Source organism: Seonamhaeicola sp. ML3 (genome assembly GCF_023273855.1).
GTDB lineage: Bacteria > Bacteroidota > Bacteroidia > Flavobacteriales > Flavobacteriaceae > Seonamhaeicola.
On record NZ_CP096884.1, the window covers coordinates 1,594,227 to 1,615,169 of the forward strand.

A 20,943-nucleotide genomic window follows, 5' to 3' on the forward strand; every position below is an offset into this window, starting at 1 on the left:
ATGGGAGCAACAAGTGCTAGATATTCCGATGCGGATTTAGAAGAATTCAGAGCTTTAATACAGGAAAAAATTAATAAGGCTCAGCATGATTTAGAACTTATTAAAAGTGCTTACATGAATGATCATAACAACGGCACCGATGATACCTCACCTACTTTTAAGGCCTTCGATGAAGGTAGTGAAGTAATGAGTAAAGAATCGAATTCGCAATTAGCAATCCGTCAGGAAAAATTTATTCGTGACTTGAAAAATGCTTTAATTAGAATTGAAAACAAGACTTATGGTATTTGTAGAGTTACGGGAAAACTAATTAACAAAAAACGTTTAGAACTGGTACCTCATGCAACTCTAAGTATTGAGGCCAAGAACATGCAGAAATAATAAATTCCTTTGGAAAAGGGAATCTAAAAATAAAGAAACGCCTATCATAGTTTATTGTGAAAGGCGTTTTTTATTTGTCATTCTCATATCACACTGAACACACGATAGAAGTGTTTAAATCGCGATTCAAAAATCATAAATTCATTAATGTCCATTAAAAAATCAATCATACTTATCATTATTATTTTACTTATTGATCAGATAAGCAAAATTTACATAAAGACTAATTTTCGTTTACAAGAAAGTGTAGAGGTGTTTAGTTGGTTTCAAATCTATTTTATAGAGAATGATGGTATGGCGTGGGGAACAAAAATTAGCGATATATTTTCATTTGTAAATGATAGAACAGCCAAAGTTGCATTAACATTATTTAGAATCGTAGCTATCTGTGGCATAGGTTATTGGCTCTATGATACCACAAAAAAATTAAAACCTAATGTTTTAATTTTGGCCATTGCTCTAATCTTCGCAGGTGCATTGGGTAATATTATCGACTCGGTATTTTATGGTGTCCTTTTCAACGACAGTTATATGGATGTTGCCAGTTTTTTACCTGAAGAAGGGGGATATGATTCTTTATTACACGGCAAAGTTGTAGATATGCTATATTTCCCTCTGTTTGAGATAGATTTACCACAATGGATGCCTTTTTACGGTGGTAAACGTTTCAACTTTTTTGAACCAGTTTTTAATATTGCCGATATGGCTATTAGCACTGGCTTTATCATGCTTATTGTTTTCAACAAAAAGGCATTTCCGAAGAAAGAAAGCTAGAAAGTATAAACCCTTTTTGGCGTTACACAAAAATCCAGTTTAATATCACCTTCAAAAACATCGGTGATTTCATTTTCAGCTTCAAAAAAAGAGAGTCCAATTTTTAGGGTTTTGGGTTTACAGTTGGTTAAAAAACGATCATAAAATCCTTTGCCGTAACCAACGCGGTTACCTCGTTTATCAAACGCTAAAAGAGGAATAAACACGACATCAACTTTGTGATTGCCTATTTCAATGCCATCTAAAGGCTCTGGTATATTATAATGGTTCTTCTTTATTTTGGTGCTATCGGTGAATAAAAAATGGGTTAAAGTACCCGTTTCAAAATTACTTTTAGAAATTAATATGTTTTTATCCTTACCAGACAGAACACTCAAAATAAATTCGGTATTTACCTCTTTTTGCTCTTCAATAGAAAGGAAAATATGATAGAAAGATAAATCCCAAATGGGCATTTGTATGAGCTTATTTGCAATGGCCATACTTAGTTCATCTAAGGCATCAATAGATAAATTCTTCCTAAGCGTTTTATATTTCTTTCGTAATTCAGTTTTTGTCATTTAAAACGGTGCTAATATGAAACAAGGCATCACCTTGATATACAATAGGTGCTTCGTTAACGTTTATGATGTACCCTGAATTAGGTGACTTTACAAAGTAGTTTAGTTTGCCATAGGGGTCGGTTATATTACCTAATAAATCACCTTTTTCTACAAAAGCATTTAAACTTATGAAGGGTTTAAACATCCCAGAGTATTTAGCACGTACCCAACGCCCCTCCTTTATAAAAACACAGTCTTTTTTTGGTTTGGAAGTTTTAAAATTCGAGTTAAGCATACCAAAGTGTTTTAATATGCGTTTGGCACCGTTAACACCAGAATTAGTGACCACATCATCTATGTGAAATGATTTCCCACCTTCAAACAACAGCAGGGGTTTGTTAAGTTTTTGGCAAGTATTTCTAAAAGACTTATTTAGATTTTTGGAATATAATACAAAAGGTGCGCCAAATATTTTTGCTAGTTGCTTAAGTTCTATATCGTCCTTAATTATTCTAACCTGTGGTGCATTAAACCTTCCTGAACCACCAGTATGAAAATCCATGATGTAATCTACATGAGGAATAATTTCGTGTATTAATTTAAAGGCTACTCTACTTGCTAAAGAACCTTTTGGGCTTCCTGGAAACACTCTATTTAAATCTCTGCCATCAGGAAACTCACGAGACAAATTTATAAACCCAAAAATATTGATTACAGGCATGCAGATTATGGTGCCTCGCTTTGGTTTGTTAATACCTTTAGCGACTAACTGGCGTACAATTTCTACCCCGTTAACCTCGTCACCATGTATACCGGCTGTAAAAAGTACAATAGGGCCTTCTTTTTTAGAACGCTCTATTATTACAGGAATATTTACGGGGGTTGAGGTGTGTAAATTGGCCACATCAAAGTTTACCTCCTTGCTTTCGCCAGGAGCAATAGTTTCATTAAGAATGGTCAAAGTCTTCTTTTCTGTACTCATAAATCAAATTGTCGTGCAAATATAGACTTAACGACTGTTTCTTTCTATATATGTAATAATGCTTTTGGCAATATTTTTACCAGTTGCTTGTTCAATACCCTCTAATCCGGGTGTGGAATTAACCTCTAAGAGCAGTGGCCCTCGCTTAGATTGTAACATATCAACCCCGCAAACCGGAAGTTTTAAGGCTCTAGATGCTTTCATGGCTACTTTAAGCTCAGCTTCGCTTAGTTTAACGATTTCGGCAGAACCTCCTCTATGTAAATTTGAACGAAATTCACCGTCTTTACCTTGGCGTTTCATAGCACCAATAACGTGTCCGTCTACCACCAAGGCTCTCAAATCGGCACCTTTTGCTTCTGCTATGTATTCTTGAACCAAAGCTCTGGCTTGTAATCCGTTAAAGGCTTCCAAAACAGATTCTGCAGCATTTTTAGTTTCTGCTAAAACTACGCCAAGGCCTTGGGTGCCTTCTAGTAATTTTATAATTACAGGCGCACCTCCAACATGGGATAGTACTTTTTCAATGTCTCGAGAATAATTTGTAAAAACCGTTTTAGGCATACCTATACCAGCTTTAGAAAGTCTTTGGAAACTTCTAAGTTTATCTCTAGAACGTATTATGGCATCCGACGTAACAGAAGTGAACACATTCATCATTTCAAATTGTCTTACAACAGCAGAGCCAAAAAATGTAACAGAAGCTCCTATTCTAGGTATAATAGCGTCAACATAATCTAGGTATCGGTCTTTATAGTAAATGGTGGGTTTTTCTTTTTCGATAATGAGGTCGCATTTTAAGGGATCAATAACTTCTATTTCATGACCTCTATTTTCACCTTCTTCTATAAGTCGAGCTGTAGAATATAAATTAGCGTTCCTGGAAAGAATTACTATGTTCATTGAAGTACTTAAAGTATCTAAAGTTAAGTTGAAATAAATATAGTAAACTTTAAGTACTTGAAACTTTAAATTGAAAAGAATTCCTTGGTGCTATGTATCTAGGTTTCCGAAGAAATGTCGTTTCCGTTAAAACGAATATCTCCTTGGGTAAGGTTTGTACTTTTCAAGCTAAAATAGTTTTTCTTTTTGGTCAAATCCTAATACCTTTGGTTTGATGAGTAATACACCCTTAGATATTCAGCTTAAAACCTTACCTAACGCTCCGGGGGTGTATCAATATTTCGATGCCGAAGGCACCATCATCTACGTTGGGAAAGCTAAAAATTTAAAGAAACGCGTAAGCTCTTACTTTACCAAAAACCATGATTATGGCAAAACCAGGGTTTTAGTAAAAAAGATAGCCGATATTAAACATATTGTAGTCGAAACTGAAACAGATGCTTTGTTGTTAGAAAACAATTTAATTAAAAAGCACCAGCCTAGGTACAATGTCATGTTGAAAGACGATAAGTCTTATCCTTGGATCTGTATAAAAAAAGAGCGTTTCCCAAGGGTATTTTCTACAAGACGTGTTTTTAAGGGTGGTGGTGAATATTTTGGCCCCTACACAAGCGGGAAAACCGTGCACACTTTGTTAGATTTAATAAAAGGGTTATATCCTTTAAGAACCTGTAATTACGATTTAGCAGAAAGTAAAATTGAAGCTGGGAAATACAAAGTTTGTTTAGAATATCACTTAGGGAATTGTAAAGGAGCCTGCGAGGGTAAGGAAACCGAAACAGAATACAACGAGAACATAAAGGCGATAAGGCAAATATTAAAAGGTAATTTTAAGGATTCATTACATCAGTTTAAGGAGCAAATGAAACAATTAGCTGAAGACATGTTGTTTGAAGAAGCTCAAAAAATAAAGGAAAAAATTGAAATTTTAGAGAATTACCAAGCACGTTCTACTATTGTAAATCCTAAGATTAGCAATGTTGATGTGTTTTCCATAATGAGCGACGAGACCTACGGGTATGTTAATTTTTTGCAGTTGTCCTATGGCTCCATAATCAGGTCTCATACTTTAGAAATTAAAAAGAAGCTAGATGAAACCGATAAGGAGCTACTCGAGTTGGCCATTACTGAAATTAGGCAGCGGTTTCATTCAAAATCAAAAGAAATATATGTGCCTTTCGAAGTGGAACTAGGCGATAAGCTCAAAGTGACCGTTCCAAAATTAGGTGACAAGAAGCATATTTTAGATTTATCTTTACGAAATGCCAAGTATTACCGTATGGAGCGGTTTAAACAAGATAAAATTGTAGATCCAGACAGACACGCTAATAGGATAATGGCACAAATGAAGGCAGATTTACGTCTATCTGAAGAACCAAGACATATAGAATGTTTCGACAACTCTAACATTCAGGGGAGCAATCCTGTGGCAGCCTGTGTGGTATTTAAAAACGGCAAACCCAGTAAGAAAGACTACAGACATTTCAATATTAAAACGGTTGAAGGTCCCGACGATTTCGCTTCTATGGAAGAGGTCGTATTCAGAAGATATAAAAGACTACGCGATGAGGAACAACCTTTACCACATTTAATCATCATAGATGGAGGAAAGGGACAGCTGTCGTCTGCATTAAAGAGTTTAGATGTCTTAGGGTTAAGAGGTAAAATTGCCATTATTGGAATCGCTAAAAGATTAGAGGAATTGTACTATCCAAATGATCCAATTCCATTATATTTAGATAAGAAAAGTGAAACACTTAAAATAATTCAGCAATTACGAAATGAAGCGCACCGTTTTGGTATAGAGCACCATAGAAATAAGCGCAGTAAAAATGCGTTAAATACAGAGTTGGAAACCATTCCCGGTATTGGAGAAAAAACAGTTGTGGAATTATTAAGACATTTTAAATCGGCCAAGCGGGTTGCCAATGCCAAACTCGATGAGTTGGAAGAAGTCGTTGGTAATAGCCGAGCCGAAAAGGTTTATAATCATTATCACAGCAAATAGTTGTTAATTTGAAAAGACCAATTCTAATATTATTTTTAACTTTTTTAGGTTGTATTTCTTCACAAGCTCAAACGGAATTGAAATCTGAAACTCCTAAAGTTGGTTTGGTCTTAAGCGGTGGCGGCGCCAAAGGTTTGGCCCATATTGGTGTACTAAAGGTTATTGATAGTTTAGGGGTTGATATTGACTACATAGGAGGAACAAGTATGGGAGCCATAGTTGCTGGTTTATACGCATCGGGTTACTCAGGTAAAGAACTGGATTCAATTTTTAGTAAAGCTGACTTTGAAAATATAATTATTGATAATCTGCCAAGGGCATCAAAAGGATTTTTTGAACGTAACAACGATGAAAAATATGCTATAAAACTCCCATTCGATGATTTTAAGCTCAAACTTCCATCGGCCTTGTCTAGAGGTCAAAACGCTTATAACTACTTGTTAAAATTACTGCTTCATGTTAATGAAATTGAAGACTTTAGTAAATTGCCCATCCCATTTTTTTGTATTGCTACTAATGTAGAAACAGGACAGCAAGTTATTTTAGAAAAAGGTAATCTTCCCAAGAGTATCATGGCTAGCGGTGCTTTGCCAACGTTATTTCAACCCGTAAATCTAAATGGGCAACTATTAATAGATGGAGGAGTTGTAAATAATTATCCCATTGATGAACTAAGGGCTAGGGGCGTAGATATTGTGATTGGTGTTGATGTGCAAGACGGACTTATGAACCGAACAGAACTAACCTCTGCACCAGATGTTCTCCTTCAAATAAACAATTTTAGAACTATAAAGGATATGGAAATTAAGTCTAAAAAGACCGATATTTACATAAAACCGGACATAAAAGATTTTAACGTAGTATCTTTCGATGCTGCCAAGAAAATAATCGATTTGGGATGGGTAGCGGCTAAACGTGCTCAGGATAAACTAAAAACATTAGCCTCAAAAGAAGGAGCGTCTTCACTTTCTCTAAACACTAAATCTTATGTACAGGATAGTATCAAGATAAATAAAATTAGTCTCTCGGGTTTAGAAAAATACACGAGGTCTTATGTGCTAGGAAAGCTTAAACTAAAATCGGATGAGAAAATCAGCTATTCTCAACTTAATAAAGGAATAAATAGCTTAGTTGCTACTAATAATTTTGATGTTTTAGACTACCAATTAAAGACTTCTGAAGAGAAACCTGGATATGATTTTTATGCCAATTTAAAAGAAGCGGATAATGCTACTTTTTTAAAATTTGGAGTTCATTATGATGACCTCTACAAAAGCGGAGCATTGTTCAATATTACCAGAAAACATTTATTTTTTGATAATGACATAGCTTCCTTAGATGTTGTTCTGGGTGATAATTTGCGTTACAATTTTGATTTTTTAATCGATAAAGGATTTTATTTGAGTGTAGGTATTCGTTCCTCATTTAACGACTTTCATAAAAACATAAGCGCAGAATTATTGCTTAATGACTCTGAGTTAGACGCAGCCGGCCTTAATAAAATAGATGTAGAATTACAGGATCAAACCAATCAGTTTTATTTACAGACCCTGTTTCGAAAAGACTTTTCGCTTAGTCTAGGGGCAGAGCATAAAAGGTTAGAGATATCTTCAGAAACTTTAGCTGTTGGTGATGAGGATGACGAGTTTATTTTCGAAAACACAGATTATGTGAGTTTGTTTTCAACCTTGCAGTTAGACACTTATGATAATAAGTATTTTCCAAAGAAAGGCTTGTTCTTTAACGGAGATTTACATTATTACTTTTATGCCTCTCATTTTAATGAAGGCTTTGATGCCTTTGCCATAGCAAAGGCCGATTTGGGTTATGCGTTTAGTATTTCAGATAACTTGGCCTTGAATTTACAGACGAGTGGCGGTTTTAAACTTGGGGATAAATCTACACAAACTTTAGACTTTGCACTTGGTGGATATGGGAACAACCTTATCAATAATTTTGTGCCTTTTTTGGGTTACGATTTTATATCCTTAACAGGAAATAGTTATGTTAAGGCTTATGCGGGCTTAGACTATGAGATTTTTAATAAACACCATGTTACACTCGAGGGTAATTGGGCCAATATTGAGGATAATATATTCGATACCGGAGAATGGTTTACTCTACCCACTTACAGAGGTTATGCCTTGGGATATGCTATAGATACATTTTTGGGACCCATACAAGTAAAGTATAGCTATTCTCCAGAGCGTAATAAGAGTATCTGGTTCTTCAATCTGGGATACTGGTTTTAGAGAAACATAAAAACAGGTATACTTAACGTATTGTTAAGATTTTGACCTAATAAAATATTGTATCTTTAGTAACGATGAATTTATTCTGGACATATCTTTTAATTCATTTACATTACCTTCTCAAGAGAAATCCTGAATAGGCAGGCACTTTTGTATGTCAATACGTACTGATATTTAAAGTTTTACAGCTTTAGTTTTTAAAATTTAAAATTTAGTAAAATGCCTATATATCACAAACTTGGAAAAATTCCGCATAAGCGTCATATTCAATTCAGAAAACCCGATGGGAGCTTATATCATGAGCAACTGTTTGGAACTATTGGTTTTGACGGTATGTCAACCAATTGCTATCATGAGCAACGACCCACACAGGTAAAAGACATAGGGAATCAATATAGTGTTGCTCCAAAAGTAACTGTTAAGAATAATATTAAATCTCACCTGTTTAAAGGGTTTTCGGTAAAAACAGAAAACGATTTTTTAAAAAGCAGAAAGACTGTATTGGTAAATAGTGATTGTGCTATCGTTCTTGCTGCTCCAAAACAATCATTAAAAGATTATTTCTACAAAAACACCGATGCCGATGAACTAATTTTTGTCCATAGAGGAACAGGAACATTAAGAACCATGTTGGGTGATCTTAACTTTAAATATGGTGATTATTTGCTTATACCTAGAGGTGTAATCTATAAAATAGATTTTGATACTCAAGATAATCGACTTTTTATAGTAGAATCACATCGGCCCATTTATACGCCAAAACGCTATCGTAACTGGTTTGGACAGTTATTAGAACACGCTCCGTTTTGCGAGAGAGACATTCGTCGACCTGAAGAATTAGAGACCTACAACGAGACAGGCGATTTTTTAATTAAAGTGAAAAAACAAAGTGATATTATAGAAATGGTTTATGCTTCGCATCCTTTTGATGTCGTGGGATATGATGGTTATAATTATCCTTATGCTTTTTCTATTCATGATTTTGAGCCAATAACGGGCAGAATACACCAGCCGCCACCTGTACATCAAACTTTTGAAACAGATGCTTTTGTGGTTTGTAGTTTCGTCCCGCGAATGTATGATTACCACCCTTTGTCGATTCCAGCACCTTATAATCACAGTAATATAGATTCTGATGAGGTTTTGTATTATGTTGATGGCGATTTTATGAGTCGAAACGCTATTGAAGAAGGACATATTTCGTTACATCCTGCAGGTATTCCACATGGACCCCATCCTGGAGCTGCGGAACGAAGTATAGGGAAGAAGGAAACAAATGAATTGGCCGTAATGGTCGATACGTTTAAACCTTTAATGATTACAGAAGAGGCCATGAAAATTGCAGAAGAGGGTTATTATAAATCGTGGCTTTAGGCCTCTCTTAATTTTTCCGAAGGGACAGAGAATAGTGACTTAAAGATTGATTAGTAGTTCAAATTCAATTAGGTAAAATAAGATTAATAAACTCCCAGCGTCCAGTTTAGAGTTCCCTCCTTTTGGGAGGGTTAGGGTGGGCTTTTTGAAATGAAAGACATAAAACCAGTAAACTACGGTTTAGAAAAAATATTTAAAGGGGCGCAAGATTTTTTGCCGCTTCTTGGTACAGATTATATTGAGCTATACGTTGGTAATGCCAAACAGGCAGCCCACTTTTATAAAACAGCATTTGGCTTTCAATCTTTTGCTTACAAAGGATTGGAAACAGGAAGCAAGGACACAGTATCCTATGTAGTTAAACAAGATAAAATACGATTGGTGTTAACCACGCCTTTAAATTCAAAAAACCTTATTAATAACCATATTGTTAAACATGGTGATGGTGTAAAAGTAATAGCGCTTTGGGTTGAAGATGCCAATAAAGCCTACGAAGAAACCACGAGTAGGGGAGCCGAGTCCTACATGGAGCCATGTGTTGAAAAAGATGAGTATGGCGAGGTAGTGCGAGCAGGAATCTACACTTACGGCGAAACTGTTCACATGTTTGTAGAACGTAAAAACTACAACGGTATTTTTATGCCTAAGTTCGAAAAATGGGACTCTGATTATAATCCAGAAACCTTAGGTTTAAAATATGTGGATCATATGGTGGGCAATGTTGGATGGGGGCAAATGAATACTTGGGTAAAATGGTACGAAGATGTAATGGGTTTCGAGAACTTTCTCTCGTTCGATGATAAACAAATCCATACTGAATATTCTGCTCTAATGAGTAAGGTAATGAGCAATGGTAATGGCCGAATAAAGTTTCCAATAAACGAACCGGCAGAGGGGAAGAAAAAATCTCAAATCGAGGAGTATTTAGATTTTTACGAAAGCCCTGGTGTACAGCATATTGCTGTAGCCACAGATGATATAGTTTCAACCGTAGAAGGTATGCGAGCAAGAGGGGTAGAGTTCTTGTCTACACCCCCACATACTTACTATGAGTCGGTTCCGGAAAGATTACTGACTCATAATCATAAATTGAAAGAAGATATTAAAACGCTTCAAGATTTAGGGATTATGATAGATGCCGATGAAGAAGGGTATTTGCTTCAAATTTTCACTAAACCTGTACAAGACAGACCAACATTATTTTTTGAAATCATTCAGCGTATGGGGGCTCGAGGTTTTGGTGCCGGTAATTTTAAGGCGCTTTTTGAATCTATAGAAAGAGAACAGGCCAAAAGGGGTACGCTCTAGTTTTCTGTAACAAATAATTGTTAAGAACGTCTTACAAAAACAGGTGCTCCCAAGATTTTTTATATTTTTGGAATAGTAATTGTAATTTTTTAAGTACAACAATAAATAAGTACTTAATTAGTTAGTTACATAACCCAAAGAAAAATGAAAAAAATACTACTTATAATATTTGCTGTTTGCATATCAACAATATCCTATTCGCAAGAAGAATCGGCTTTTGGAGATGGCGAATGGTTTAAATTCAAAATGAGCTATAGTGGCTTTTTAAAAGCTGGTAATGCTACGCTAACCGTTAGCGATGCTACCTTGGAGAATAAAGAGGTTTACCATGTTGTTGGTAAAGGCTGGACCACAGGTATGATTAAATGGTTTTTTAAAGTAGAGGATCGTTATGAAAGTTACTTCGATAAACAAACCATTATGCCTTATAAGTTCATCAGAAATATAGATGAAGGTGGCTACACCAAAGACATAGAAATAGATTTTGACCAAGAAAACAATAAGGCTTACGTAAATAACAAGAAGCATAATAGACAATCTGTAATCGATACCAGGCCAAATATTCAAGACATGGTCTCAACGTTTTATTATCTAAGGAACAATATGGATACAGATACGCTTAAAATTGGAGATGAGGTTCGTGTAGATATGTTTTTTGATGAAGAAAATTATGGGTTTAAATTAAAGTATCTTGGCGAAGAGATTTTGGATACCGAATTTGGAGATGTGGAAACCTTAAAATTTAGACCATATGTAATGGCAGGCCGTGTTTTTAAGGAAGAAGAAAGTTTAACCTTATGGGTCTCGAAAGACAAAAATAAGCTACCTTTACGCATTAAAGCAGACTTAGCGGTAGGTTCCTTAAGAGCAGATTTAGATGCTTTTAAGGGGCTAAAGCATCCGTTTCAAATAGTAGTTAAACGATAATGGGGTCAGATTCCAAAATTACTAATCAGCTCGAAGAGAAATACCAAAAAATAGATCAGGATTTAGAAGATCATCTAGAAGGTCTTCTGTACAGTAAACCAATAAATTATTGGGATTACATACAAATTGATGCACTCTTAAATTTACAAATTACAAGAACAAGTTTTCCAGATGAGAAGGTATTCATTATGTACCATCAAATTTCGGAGCTCTTGTTTAAAATGATACTCAGTGAAATTGAGCAAATAGCAGAAAACGACTCAATAGATGCTGTTATATTCACAGATAAAATAATGCGCATTAGCCGTTATTTTGATGTGTTAACTTCCTCTTTCAGTATTATGAAAGATGGTATGAGTATAGAACAGTATAATAAATTTAGGCAGACACTTATTCCAGCAAGCGGATTTCAAAGTGCACAATACAGAAAGATTGAATTTGCATCCACCGAACTTATCAATTTAATCGATAAAAGATTTCGAGATACAATCGATAGAAATTCGTCTTACGACAATGCTTTCGAACACTTATACTGGCAAGCTGCCGGTAAGGATTATAAAACAGGCAAAAAGACCTATACTTTAGCTGTTTTTGAAGAGCGCTATAAGGAAGAATTTATTAGATTTACTAAGTTTTACGAAAAAAATAACCTTTGGTCTAAATTTAAAAGTTTACCAAAAGAAGCTCAAAAAGATAAAGATTTGGTTAAGGCGATGCGACACTACGATTTAACGGTTAACGTAAAGTGGGTTATGGCACACTATAATACCGCAGTTCATTACCTAAATATTGGAGGAAAAACAACAGATGCCACCGGAGGTAGTGAATGGGTTAAGTATATGCACCCGAAGTATCAAAAAAGAATATTTTTTCCAGATTTATGGACCAAAAAAGAGATAGAAGATTGGGGAACAAATATTTTATAGTTTTAGCATTTGCACTTGTTCTTTTCAGTTCTTGTAGAGAAGATAAAAAAGAGGTTACGGAGCAAGAAATTGCTGAGGTTAAAAAACCAGTAGATGTTTATGAGTTTGGTTTTAACTTAAATAACTACATCGTAAAACGAGATACAGTAAAGGCAGGTGAAAGTTTTGGGCAAATTTTGGAGCAAAACAAGATTGGTTACCCTAAAATTTTCCATATTGCCGAAAAAACTAAAGAAACTTATAATATTGCTAGGTTTTTTCAAGCAGGCAAGCCTTATACGATTCTCTGCTCAAAAGATTCTTTAGAATTACCGGAATCCTTTATTTATCAACCAACCAAAGAAGAGTATGTAGTTATTAATTTCAAAGATTCCATTCATGCTTTTAAAAGCAGGAAGCCTATTAAATATGTAGAAAAAACGGTTACAGGTGTTATCAATAGTAGTATTTCTGAAACTTTAGATAATAAGGGTGTAAGCGCAGTTTTGACTAACTTGTTAGCAGATAATATTTATGCATGGACTATTGACTTTAGACGTCTTCAAAAAGGTGATCGATTCAAAGTCATTTACACAGATAAATATATAGATGATTCAATTTATACAGGTGTGCATGATGTTAAAGCGGCTTATTTTGAGCATAATTCAGAGCCGTTTTATGCCTTCCAATTTGAAACAGATTCTGTAAAGGGGATTAAGGATTATTTCAACGAAGAAGCAAAAAATTTACGTCGAGCCTTTTTAAAAGCTCCTGTTAAGTTTAGCCGTATTTCTTCACGTTATAATTTAAGGCGAAGGATTGCGGTTTACGGTTATAAAATAAGAGCTCACAAAGGAACCGATTTTGCTGCTCCTATTGGTACGCCCATTATGGCTACAGCTAATGGAACCGTTACTAAATCTGAACGAAGAGGAGGAAACGGTAATTATGTAAAGATTAGACATAACGCTACTTACGAAACACAATACCTTCACATGAAAAAGCGTAAGGCAAAAGTGGGCGATTTTGTAAAACAGGGCGATATTATAGGTTGGGTTGGTATGACCGGAAATACTGGAGGGCCTCATGTATGTTATCGTTTTTGGGTGAACGGCAGACAGGTAGATCCATTTAAGCAAAAACTACCCGAAGCTAAACCCATTTCAGATTCATTAAAAACACAATATTTAAAATATATAAAACCAATCAGGGTTCAATTAGATAATATTCCTTTCGATGATGAAATACTCGAAGAACCAATGGATGAAAACCTAATAACCCAGAATTATTAACTTATGGCATTACCAACAATAAACCCTACACAAACCAATGCTTGGAAAAAACTCCAAGACCATTACAATGAAATAAACGGTCTACATATGAAAGATTTATTTGCTCAGGATAGTGAGCGGGCAAATAAATATACCATTACATGGGATGATTTTTATGTTGATTTCTCTAAAAACAGAATCACAGAAGATACCTTTACATATTTACTGGAATTAGCCAACGATGTAAAACTAAAAGAGGCAATAGAGTCTCAATTTTCAGGTGAAAAAATAAATCAAACCGAAGGTAGAGCAGTATTACATTCGGCTTTAAGAGCACCAGAGTCTGCTGTTGTTCATGTTGATGGAGAGAATGTAATCCCAGAAGTATTTTCAGTAAAAAGAAAAATAGAGACGTTTACTAACGAAGTTGTAGATGGGTCACGAAAAGGCTATACAGGAAAAGCTTTTACCCATGTTGTGAATATTGGTATTGGCGGTTCAGATTTAGGTCCCGCTATGGTGGTAGATTCTTTGCAGTTTTACAAAAACCATTTAACCACATATTTTGTTAGTAATGTAGATGGGGACCACGTTAATGAAATAATAAAAAAGTTAGATCCAGAGACTACGCTATTCGTAATAGTGTCAAAAACGTTTACTACTCAAGAGACCTTATCTAATGCCAACACGATTAAAGATTGGTTCTTGAAATCGGCTTCAGAAGAAGATATCGCGAAGCATTTTGTGGCGGTTTCTACGAATTTAGAAGCCGTTCAAAGTTTTGGAATTGACCCCAACAATATTTTTCCAATGTGGGATTGGGTTGGTGGACGATTTTCACTTTGGAGCGCCGTTGGCTTATCTATCAGTTTAGCGGTTGGATATGATAATTATGCCAGTTTATTAACTGGAGCCAACAAGATGGATGATCATTTTAAAAATGAAGACTTTTCAACCAATATCCCAGTCGTCTTAGGGTTGTTGAGTATTTGGTACAATAATTTCTTTGATGCCGAAAGTGAGGTTATTATTCCTTATTCTCAGTATCTAAACCAGTTTGCGACATACTTGCAACAAGGTATCATGGAAAGTAATGGAAAGTGTGTAGACAGAAAAGGAAATGCTATAGATTATCAAACGGGAACCCTAATATGGGGTGAGCCGGGAACAAATTCACAACATGCTTTTTTTCAATTAATACATCAAGGAACAAAATTAATTCCTGCCGATTTTATTGGTTTCACAAAAAGCTTGTATGGTAACCAAGATCACCAAGATAAATTGATTTCTAATTTTCTAGCACAAACAGAGGCTTTATTAAATGGAAAAACAGAAGAACAAGTTATTGATGAAGGTGCTAAAGCGTCTATTGTTCCATTCAAGATTTTTGAAGGCAATAAACCAACAAATACTATTTTTATTGATAAACTTACCCCAGAAAGTTTAGGGAAGTTAATAGCCATGTATGAGCATAAAATTTTTGTTCAAGGTGTTATATGGAATATTTACAGTTACGATCAATTTGGTGTTGAGCTAGGAAAGCAATTGGCTTCTAAGATTTTGAAGGAGTTTGGTGGAGGTATTACTAATGCGCATGATGCTTCAACAAGTAATCTTTTGGCGCATTATAAGAGCAAGCGATAAGATACATAAACGTATACAATCAAATTTAAAGACTAGGTTCGGATTTTAAAAATTCGAGCCTTTTTTTATGAGTGCTTGTTGAATGTTTTGATAGTTTCTGCTTTGTTTATCCAATTTAGAATAGGGGCCGCTTTATAATTTTCCAAACCGTTTCAATCTGTATTATCTAGAAATTGAATTGACTTAGAAAGCGTTTTTTAATGTGGGTTAGTAAGAGGCTAAGGGCTGAAATAAAGTCTAACTTATAAAGATAGTGTACTAAACTGTATAAACAAAGAGAAAAGTATGATACTTACAATTTGTAACAAAAAACAAAAAAATAGAGAGGGTTTTTATCAATAAACATTTTAATGTGTATAAAAATTGTTAATTATTGTTAACAAATGCTTAACATTTAATGTGCTTTTATCCGTAAATTTGCATGACTAATTCAATTAATTAATTTTTCTCATGAAAAAAACTACTCAATTTTTATTGTTGACTGTAGCTATGTTATTTAGCGCAACAATTTTTGCTCAGACAGTCTCAGGTACAATTGTAGAGGCTGGGACTAACGTTCCGCTTCCTGGGGCTAACGTTATTGAGAAGGGCACCTCTAATGGTGTGACTTCAGATTTTGATGGAAACTTTTCTTTAAATGCGTCTTCTTCTTCGGGAGAGGTAGTCATTTCCTTTATTGGTTACAATTCTAAAACTATTGCTTTTTCAGGCGATACAGATTTAGGTGTAATTACACTGGAATCAAGTCAGTTTGGTTTAGAAGAGGTTCAAATTATTGCATCGGTAGCTGTAGATAGAAAAACTCCTGTGGCGGTTTCTACTATTAAATCTGCTGATATCGAATTAAAATTAGGATCTCAAGAATTTCCAGAGATTTTAAAAACAACACCAGGTATTTATGTTACTAAAGCCGGTGGTGGATTTGGTGACGGTCAAGTTAGGATGAGAGGTTTTGGCTCTGTAAACGTGGCAGTTATGATTAACGGTATTCCAGTAAACGATATGGAAAATGGTCGAGTATTCTGGTCTAACTGGGCAGGTCTTGGCGATGTTACAAGTACCATGCAAACGCAAAGAGGTTTAGGAGCAGCTAAAATAGCAGTGCCTTCTATTGGTGGTACAATTAATATTATAACCAAAACTACAGATGTAGAAGAAGGTGGTAATATAATCACTTCTGTTGGTAATGACGGGTATTCTAAATACGGAGTAACATATTCAACAGGATTAATGGATAATGGGTTTGCTGCTACTGTTTCGGCAGCTAGTACTCAAGGAGATGGCTATGTAGATGGTACACAGTTTAATGGTGTGTCTTACTTTGTTAACCTTTCAAAAGAGTTCAACGATCAACATAAATTGTCTTTTTCTGCTTTTGGTGCGAAACAACAACATGGACAAAGACAAAATAGACAACTTATAGAAACCTACAGAAATAGTGAAAGAGGTAGAAAGTTTAATGCCGATTGGGGATATTATAACGGACAGGTTACTTTCCAAGAGGATAACTTTTATCATAAACCTCAAATATCCTTAAACCACTACTGGAATTTAAATGAAAATACATCTATAAACTCCTCTGCTTATGTATCCTTCGGAACTGGAGGTGGTGGCGGTATTAGAGGTGTAAATAAGTTTACATTTAATGCCGACGGAAGTAGTGAATACAGAGATGGTCTTTATGGTCCTATCAACTTCGATAAAATTGCCGAAGAAAATGAAGCGCTTGGTGCCTTAGGTTCTGAAACTATTCTAAGAGCATCACGTAACGATCATAACTGGTACGGGTTATTAACAAACCTAAAAACAAATTTGAACGACCAAATGGTTTTACAAGTTGGTTTAGATTTTAGATCTTACAAAGGGATACATTTCCAAGAGGTTACAGACCTGCTTGGTGGACAATACTTCTTAGACGATAATAATGCAAACAACCCTAATTTTGCTGCTGGCGTTGGTGATAAAATTAATTACGATAACGACGGGCACGTTGGTTGGATTGGAGCTTTTGGACAATTAGAATATGATGTAACAGAAAACTTCAATGCTTTTGTTGCTGCCGCTTTCTCCAATACTTCATACAGAAGGGTCGACCGTTTTAATTATTTAGATTCAGATCCGCTTCAGGAAACAGATACCTATAATTTCATTGGTGGTAGTATTAAAGGTGGAGCGAATTATAGAATTGATGGAAATCATAATGTATTTGCAAATTTCGGTTATTTTGAAAGAGCTGCAGATTTCGATGCAGTTTTCTTAAACTTCAGTAATGATAACATCAATGACGATGCAGAAAACCAAAAAATAACAAGTTTTGAGTTGGGTTACGGATATAGAAGTGAAAAACTTGCCGCAAATGTGAACTTATACAGAACGCTTTGGAACGACAGAACAGAAATTGCTACATTCCAACAACCTGATGGAACCCGAGCTTCTGCAAATATTCTTGGGGTTAATGCCATTCACCAAGGTATTGAGATTGATTTTGTTTACAAAGCAACAAATCAGTTAAGTATTAATGGTATGGCTTCTATTGGTGATTGGAGATGGGATAGTAATGTAACAGATGTACAAGTATTTGATGAAGAACAAAACCTTGTAGATACTGTAAACCTGTTTATCAAAGATGTACATGTGTCTGATGCCGCTCAAACCACTTTTGGGCTAGGAGCAAATTATAAGTTTGGTTTAGATACCAGACTTGTGGTGGACTATGTTTACAACGCAGATATTTATGCCGATTTTGACCCAAGTGACAGAAATACTCCTGGGCCAGACGCATGGAAAATGCCCGATTTTGGGTTATTCGATGTTGCCATGACTCATGGTTTCGATTTTGGGCCTTTTAGAGCCTCTTTAACAGCACGTGTTAATAATGTGTTCGATACTGAATATATTCCTGATGCTCAGGATGGATCTGGCTCAACAGCCGAAACTGCACTCGTGTGGATTGGATTTGGTAGAACCTTTAATTTAGGTGCAAAACTTAATTTCTAAAAAACTTTGAAAATGAAAAAAATAATTTATTTAATCACAATGGTTCTAGCGGTTGCTCTTGTAGGATGTGATCCGCTTGACGAAATTTTTCAGGATATTGATGCTAATGCAGTGCCTATTTCTGGAGATGTAGAATTAGAATTGACCGATGAAGATTACGATGATTTAGGACTTAACTTTCCTAACTTCGGTTCAGAGGATCAAGCTAAAGAGTTAATACCTGGTTTGTTAGATGAGAAATTTCCAGCTTTAAAAGATAACTCTAGTGCTATAGTAACATACGATTTGTTCTTTCCTAAAAGAGATGAGCGAAGCCTTATTAGATATGAGGTTACCGACCAGGATTACGATGATCTAGGCCATAGATTTGGTAATTTCGATAGAGAATCTGAAATTTTTGAGTTTTTAGAATGGAAATATCCTAGCCCAGCAGATAGAACACTCGTTTCTTTAACCTATGAGTTTTTTAATGGTAGTGTTAATGAATTCAATAACGGATACCTATTTATAAATGGTGCTTGGGAAATGATGTTAGGATTTACTGATGACGAATATACCCTAATGGGAGAAGGGTTTCCTAACTTTTCCTCGGAAGATGAAGCTGTTGCTAAAATTCCAATATTTCTAAAAGACAAACTTAAATTTGAGACTTACGAGGCTGGCGACATTATTGGTACCATGTACAAATTATTTGTTACCGATGTTGATGATATTGATGGCGATGGTCGTACAGATGATAGAACGACTTACAGTTATGTGAAATACTTCATTTTCGATGGTGCTGAATGGGCAGAATATAATAATGTAATTACACAAGTGCTTCAGTTTGGTCATGATGGTACAACTTGGGTGCCAGACAATACTATTAAGTACACGCTTACAGGAGAAGATGTTGCCCTGATAGAAAGTTCTTTTATAGAGAAATATCCAGGACCTGCAGATAATGTTGGTTTCTTCGGAAGTTTTGATAGAAGATCAGGAAGCTCGAATTTCTGGAGTGACGATATGCTGTTAGAGGCGTTTAATGTGGTTTTAGATACAAGAAACCCTGGTGCCGAAGACGGACAGAAGTATATTTTAACTTTTGTTGTTTACACAGGGTCTACTGGTAATGAAACAAAAGCCGTTATCAAAGAAGGCGGTGTTTGGATTTACCAATAAATTAAAAATACCTATTAGAAAAACCACCTCGTTTTTAGAGGTGGTTTTTTTCCTTAGGTTTTAATATCCTTTAAATTGTTATGAATAAGTTAGTTGCTTCATGCCTAATTGCCGTTTTCTTTTCTTGTAGTAGTGGTGGAGATGATTCGGTTACTCCCGAAGAAACACCTAAAGATGATGGTGTTCCAGTGGCTGTAAACGATACTGCGACCACTACCGAAGATACCGAACTCTTTTTATCTAATCTTTTAGATAACGACACGGTTGTAGATAATGCAAGAGTAGAGTCTTTCGACAGTACCACAGCCAATGGTGGTATAGTAGTAGATGAGCGTACTCGCTATGTTTATACTCCAAAAGCAGGTTTTGTAGGTGAAGATTCTTTTACTTATACCTTATGTGATGACGATAGCCCTGCCAATTGTTCCACGGCAATTGTAACGGTTACTGTTACAGACGAAGGTGATCCAATAGCAAATGCAGATAGTTTTAGCGTTGTAGAAAACGCGTTAACCGTTCTTGACAAATTATTGCTTAATGACGACACTGTAGACGATTCGGTTATTACCGCTATTGATGATAGTAATACTCAGGGTACGGTGGTCCTTAATATGGATAAAACGGTTTCGTATACTGCAAAAGCTGGGTTTTTAGGTGAAGATTCATTTACATATACTATTTGTGACGATGATTTGCCAGAAAATAACTGCTCCACAGCAACCGTTACGATTACTGTAGTAAGGGAGATTAGTTTAAGTATACCTACAGAAATTCAATCCTATTATTCCGGAACAACCTTTACAGATGTTCCAGACATCATGCGTTCTAATCTAGAATCCTTAACAATATCAAAACACACCACAATACTATCTTACGGACAACGACATCAATATCTTTACGATGCCGATGAAGATATAAACAATACAAGCAACGTTATTCTGATGTATTCTAGTGAAAGTAGGGACGAAAGAGAATGGACATCTGGTTCTAATACACATTCGCCTCAAACTTTTAATACAGAGCACGTATATCCTCAGTCTTTATTAAATGCAGACGATGCTGTAACAGATTTACACCATTTAAGGGCTTGTGATGCCACGGTGAACAGCGACAGATTAAATTATCCGTTTATCGATGGTTCTGGAACTTACAAACTAATAGGCGAAGCTTGGTTCCCGGGTGATGAATGGAAAGGTGATGTTGCAAGAATGATGATGTACCTTAATATTCGATATGGAGAAACCTTTTCAAAGGTGGGAACAATAGAATTATTTTTGAAATGGAATAGGGAAGATCCAGTGTCTGCTTTCGAGGAACAACGAAACAGTGTGATTTTAGGAGCTCAAGGCAACAGAAATCCATTTATAGATAATCCTTATTTGGCCACTTTAATTTGGGGAGGAGAAGCTGCCCAAAATAGATGGGAATAATTTATTATACAAAAAATACAAACCGCTTCATTGAAGCGGTTTTTTTATGGATTAAAATCATTATTTTTGATTTCAATAAAAACA

The 20,943-nt window shown here is 35.4% G+C and carries 16 protein-coding genes; 13 read left to right on the top strand and 3 right to left on the bottom strand.

The genetic code is table 11. The annotated features are described in order from the left end of the window. Together M0214_RS07145 and M0214_RS07150 are read left to right on the top strand one after the other, a co-directional pair. A complete protein-coding gene (locus M0214_RS07145) occupies positions 1-381 on the top strand; it encodes a TraR/DksA C4-type zinc finger protein (RefSeq protein ID WP_248724780.1) in 381 nt (126 codons plus the stop codon). A gap of 147 nt (positions 382-528) precedes the next feature. Then, positions 529-1,155, top strand: coding sequence for a lipoprotein signal peptidase (locus tag M0214_RS07150; protein ID WP_248724781.1), 627 nt, complete (start codon positions 529-531; stop codon positions 1,153-1,155). Here the strand turns inward: M0214_RS07150 and M0214_RS07155 are convergent. Genes M0214_RS07155 through rimK form a run of 3 tightly spaced genes read right to left on the bottom strand, consistent with a single transcriptional unit; the run spans position 1,152 to position 3,582 of the window. Then, a complete protein-coding gene (locus tag M0214_RS07155; RefSeq protein ID WP_248724782.1) occupies positions 1,152-1,715 on the bottom strand; it encodes a 5-formyltetrahydrofolate cyclo-ligase in 564 nt (187 codons plus the stop codon). The two genes, M0214_RS07150 and M0214_RS07155, sit on opposite strands and share 4 nt — an antisense overlap. Next, positions 1,702-2,679, bottom strand: a complete 978-nt coding sequence (locus tag M0214_RS07160; RefSeq protein WP_248724783.1) for a succinylglutamate desuccinylase/aspartoacylase family protein — start codon at positions 2,677-2,679, stop codon at positions 1,702-1,704. The genes M0214_RS07155 and M0214_RS07160 overlap by 14 nt, the downstream gene beginning before the upstream one ends. Before the next feature lie 27 nt (positions 2,680-2,706). Continuing rightward, entirely contained in the window at positions 2,707-3,582 is an 876-nt protein-coding gene (gene rimK / locus M0214_RS07165) for a 30S ribosomal protein S6--L-glutamate ligase (RefSeq protein ID WP_248724784.1), read from the bottom strand. A 214-nt stretch (positions 3,583-3,796) separates the two neighbouring features. On the opposite strand from rimK, the gene uvrC reads away from it, so the two are divergent. The 11 genes from uvrC (at position 3,797) to M0214_RS07220 (ending at position 20,859) form a co-directional block, all read left to right on the top strand. After that, the gene (uvrC, locus tag M0214_RS07170; RefSeq protein WP_248724785.1) at positions 3,797-5,590 is read left to right on the top strand and encodes an excinuclease ABC subunit UvrC; all 1,794 of its coding nucleotides are present in this window, start codon (positions 3,797-3,799) and stop codon (positions 5,588-5,590) included. An 8-nt stretch (positions 5,591-5,598) separates the two neighbouring features. Next, the gene (locus M0214_RS07175; protein WP_248724786.1) at positions 5,599-7,842 is read left to right on the top strand and encodes a patatin-like phospholipase family protein; all 2,244 of its coding nucleotides are present in this window, start codon (positions 5,599-5,601) and stop codon (positions 7,840-7,842) included. Between the two features lie 219 nt (positions 7,843-8,061). After that, positions 8,062-9,216 (top strand): homogentisate 1,2-dioxygenase, encoded by a 1,155-nt coding sequence (locus M0214_RS07180; protein ID WP_248724787.1) that lies wholly within the window; start codon positions 8,062-8,064, stop codon positions 9,214-9,216. A gap of 150 nt (positions 9,217-9,366) precedes the next feature. Further along, positions 9,367-10,524, top strand: coding sequence for a 4-hydroxyphenylpyruvate dioxygenase (gene hppD / locus M0214_RS07185; RefSeq protein WP_248724788.1), 1,158 nt, complete (start codon positions 9,367-9,369; stop codon positions 10,522-10,524). A 144-nt stretch (positions 10,525-10,668) separates the two neighbouring features. Continuing rightward, a complete protein-coding gene (locus M0214_RS07190; RefSeq protein WP_248724789.1) occupies positions 10,669-11,451 on the top strand; it encodes a DUF3108 domain-containing protein in 783 nt (260 codons plus the stop codon). Continuing rightward, positions 11,451-12,377 (top strand): tryptophan 2,3-dioxygenase family protein, encoded by a 927-nt coding sequence (locus M0214_RS07195; RefSeq protein ID WP_248724790.1) that lies wholly within the window; start codon positions 11,451-11,453, stop codon positions 12,375-12,377. The genes M0214_RS07190 and M0214_RS07195 overlap by 1 nt, the downstream gene beginning before the upstream one ends. Further along, a complete protein-coding gene (locus tag M0214_RS07200; RefSeq protein ID WP_248724791.1) occupies positions 12,332-13,648 on the top strand; it encodes a peptidoglycan DD-metalloendopeptidase family protein in 1,317 nt (438 codons plus the stop codon). Before M0214_RS07195 ends, M0214_RS07200 begins: the two co-directional genes overlap by 46 nt. 3 nt (positions 13,649-13,651) lie before the next feature. Then, on the top strand, positions 13,652-15,271 hold the full coding sequence (gene pgi, locus M0214_RS07205; protein ID WP_248724792.1) for a glucose-6-phosphate isomerase: 1,620 nt from the start codon (positions 13,652-13,654) through the stop codon (positions 15,269-15,271). Between the two features lie 450 nt (positions 15,272-15,721). Further along, the gene (locus tag M0214_RS07210; RefSeq protein ID WP_248724793.1) at positions 15,722-18,268 is read left to right on the top strand and encodes a TonB-dependent receptor; all 2,547 of its coding nucleotides are present in this window, start codon (positions 15,722-15,724) and stop codon (positions 18,266-18,268) included. Between the two features lie 12 nt (positions 18,269-18,280). Next, positions 18,281-19,429: a hypothetical protein gene (locus M0214_RS07215; protein ID WP_248724794.1), complete on the top strand. Its 1,149-nt coding sequence runs from the start codon at positions 18,281-18,283 to the stop codon at positions 19,427-19,429. An 80-nt stretch (positions 19,430-19,509) separates the two neighbouring features. After that, positions 19,510-20,859 carry an endonuclease gene (locus tag M0214_RS07220; protein ID WP_248724795.1) on the top strand — a complete coding sequence of 450 codons (1,350 nt, stop codon included), beginning with the start codon at positions 19,510-19,512 and terminating at the stop codon, positions 20,857-20,859. Positions 20,860-20,943 lie beyond the last annotated feature (84 nt).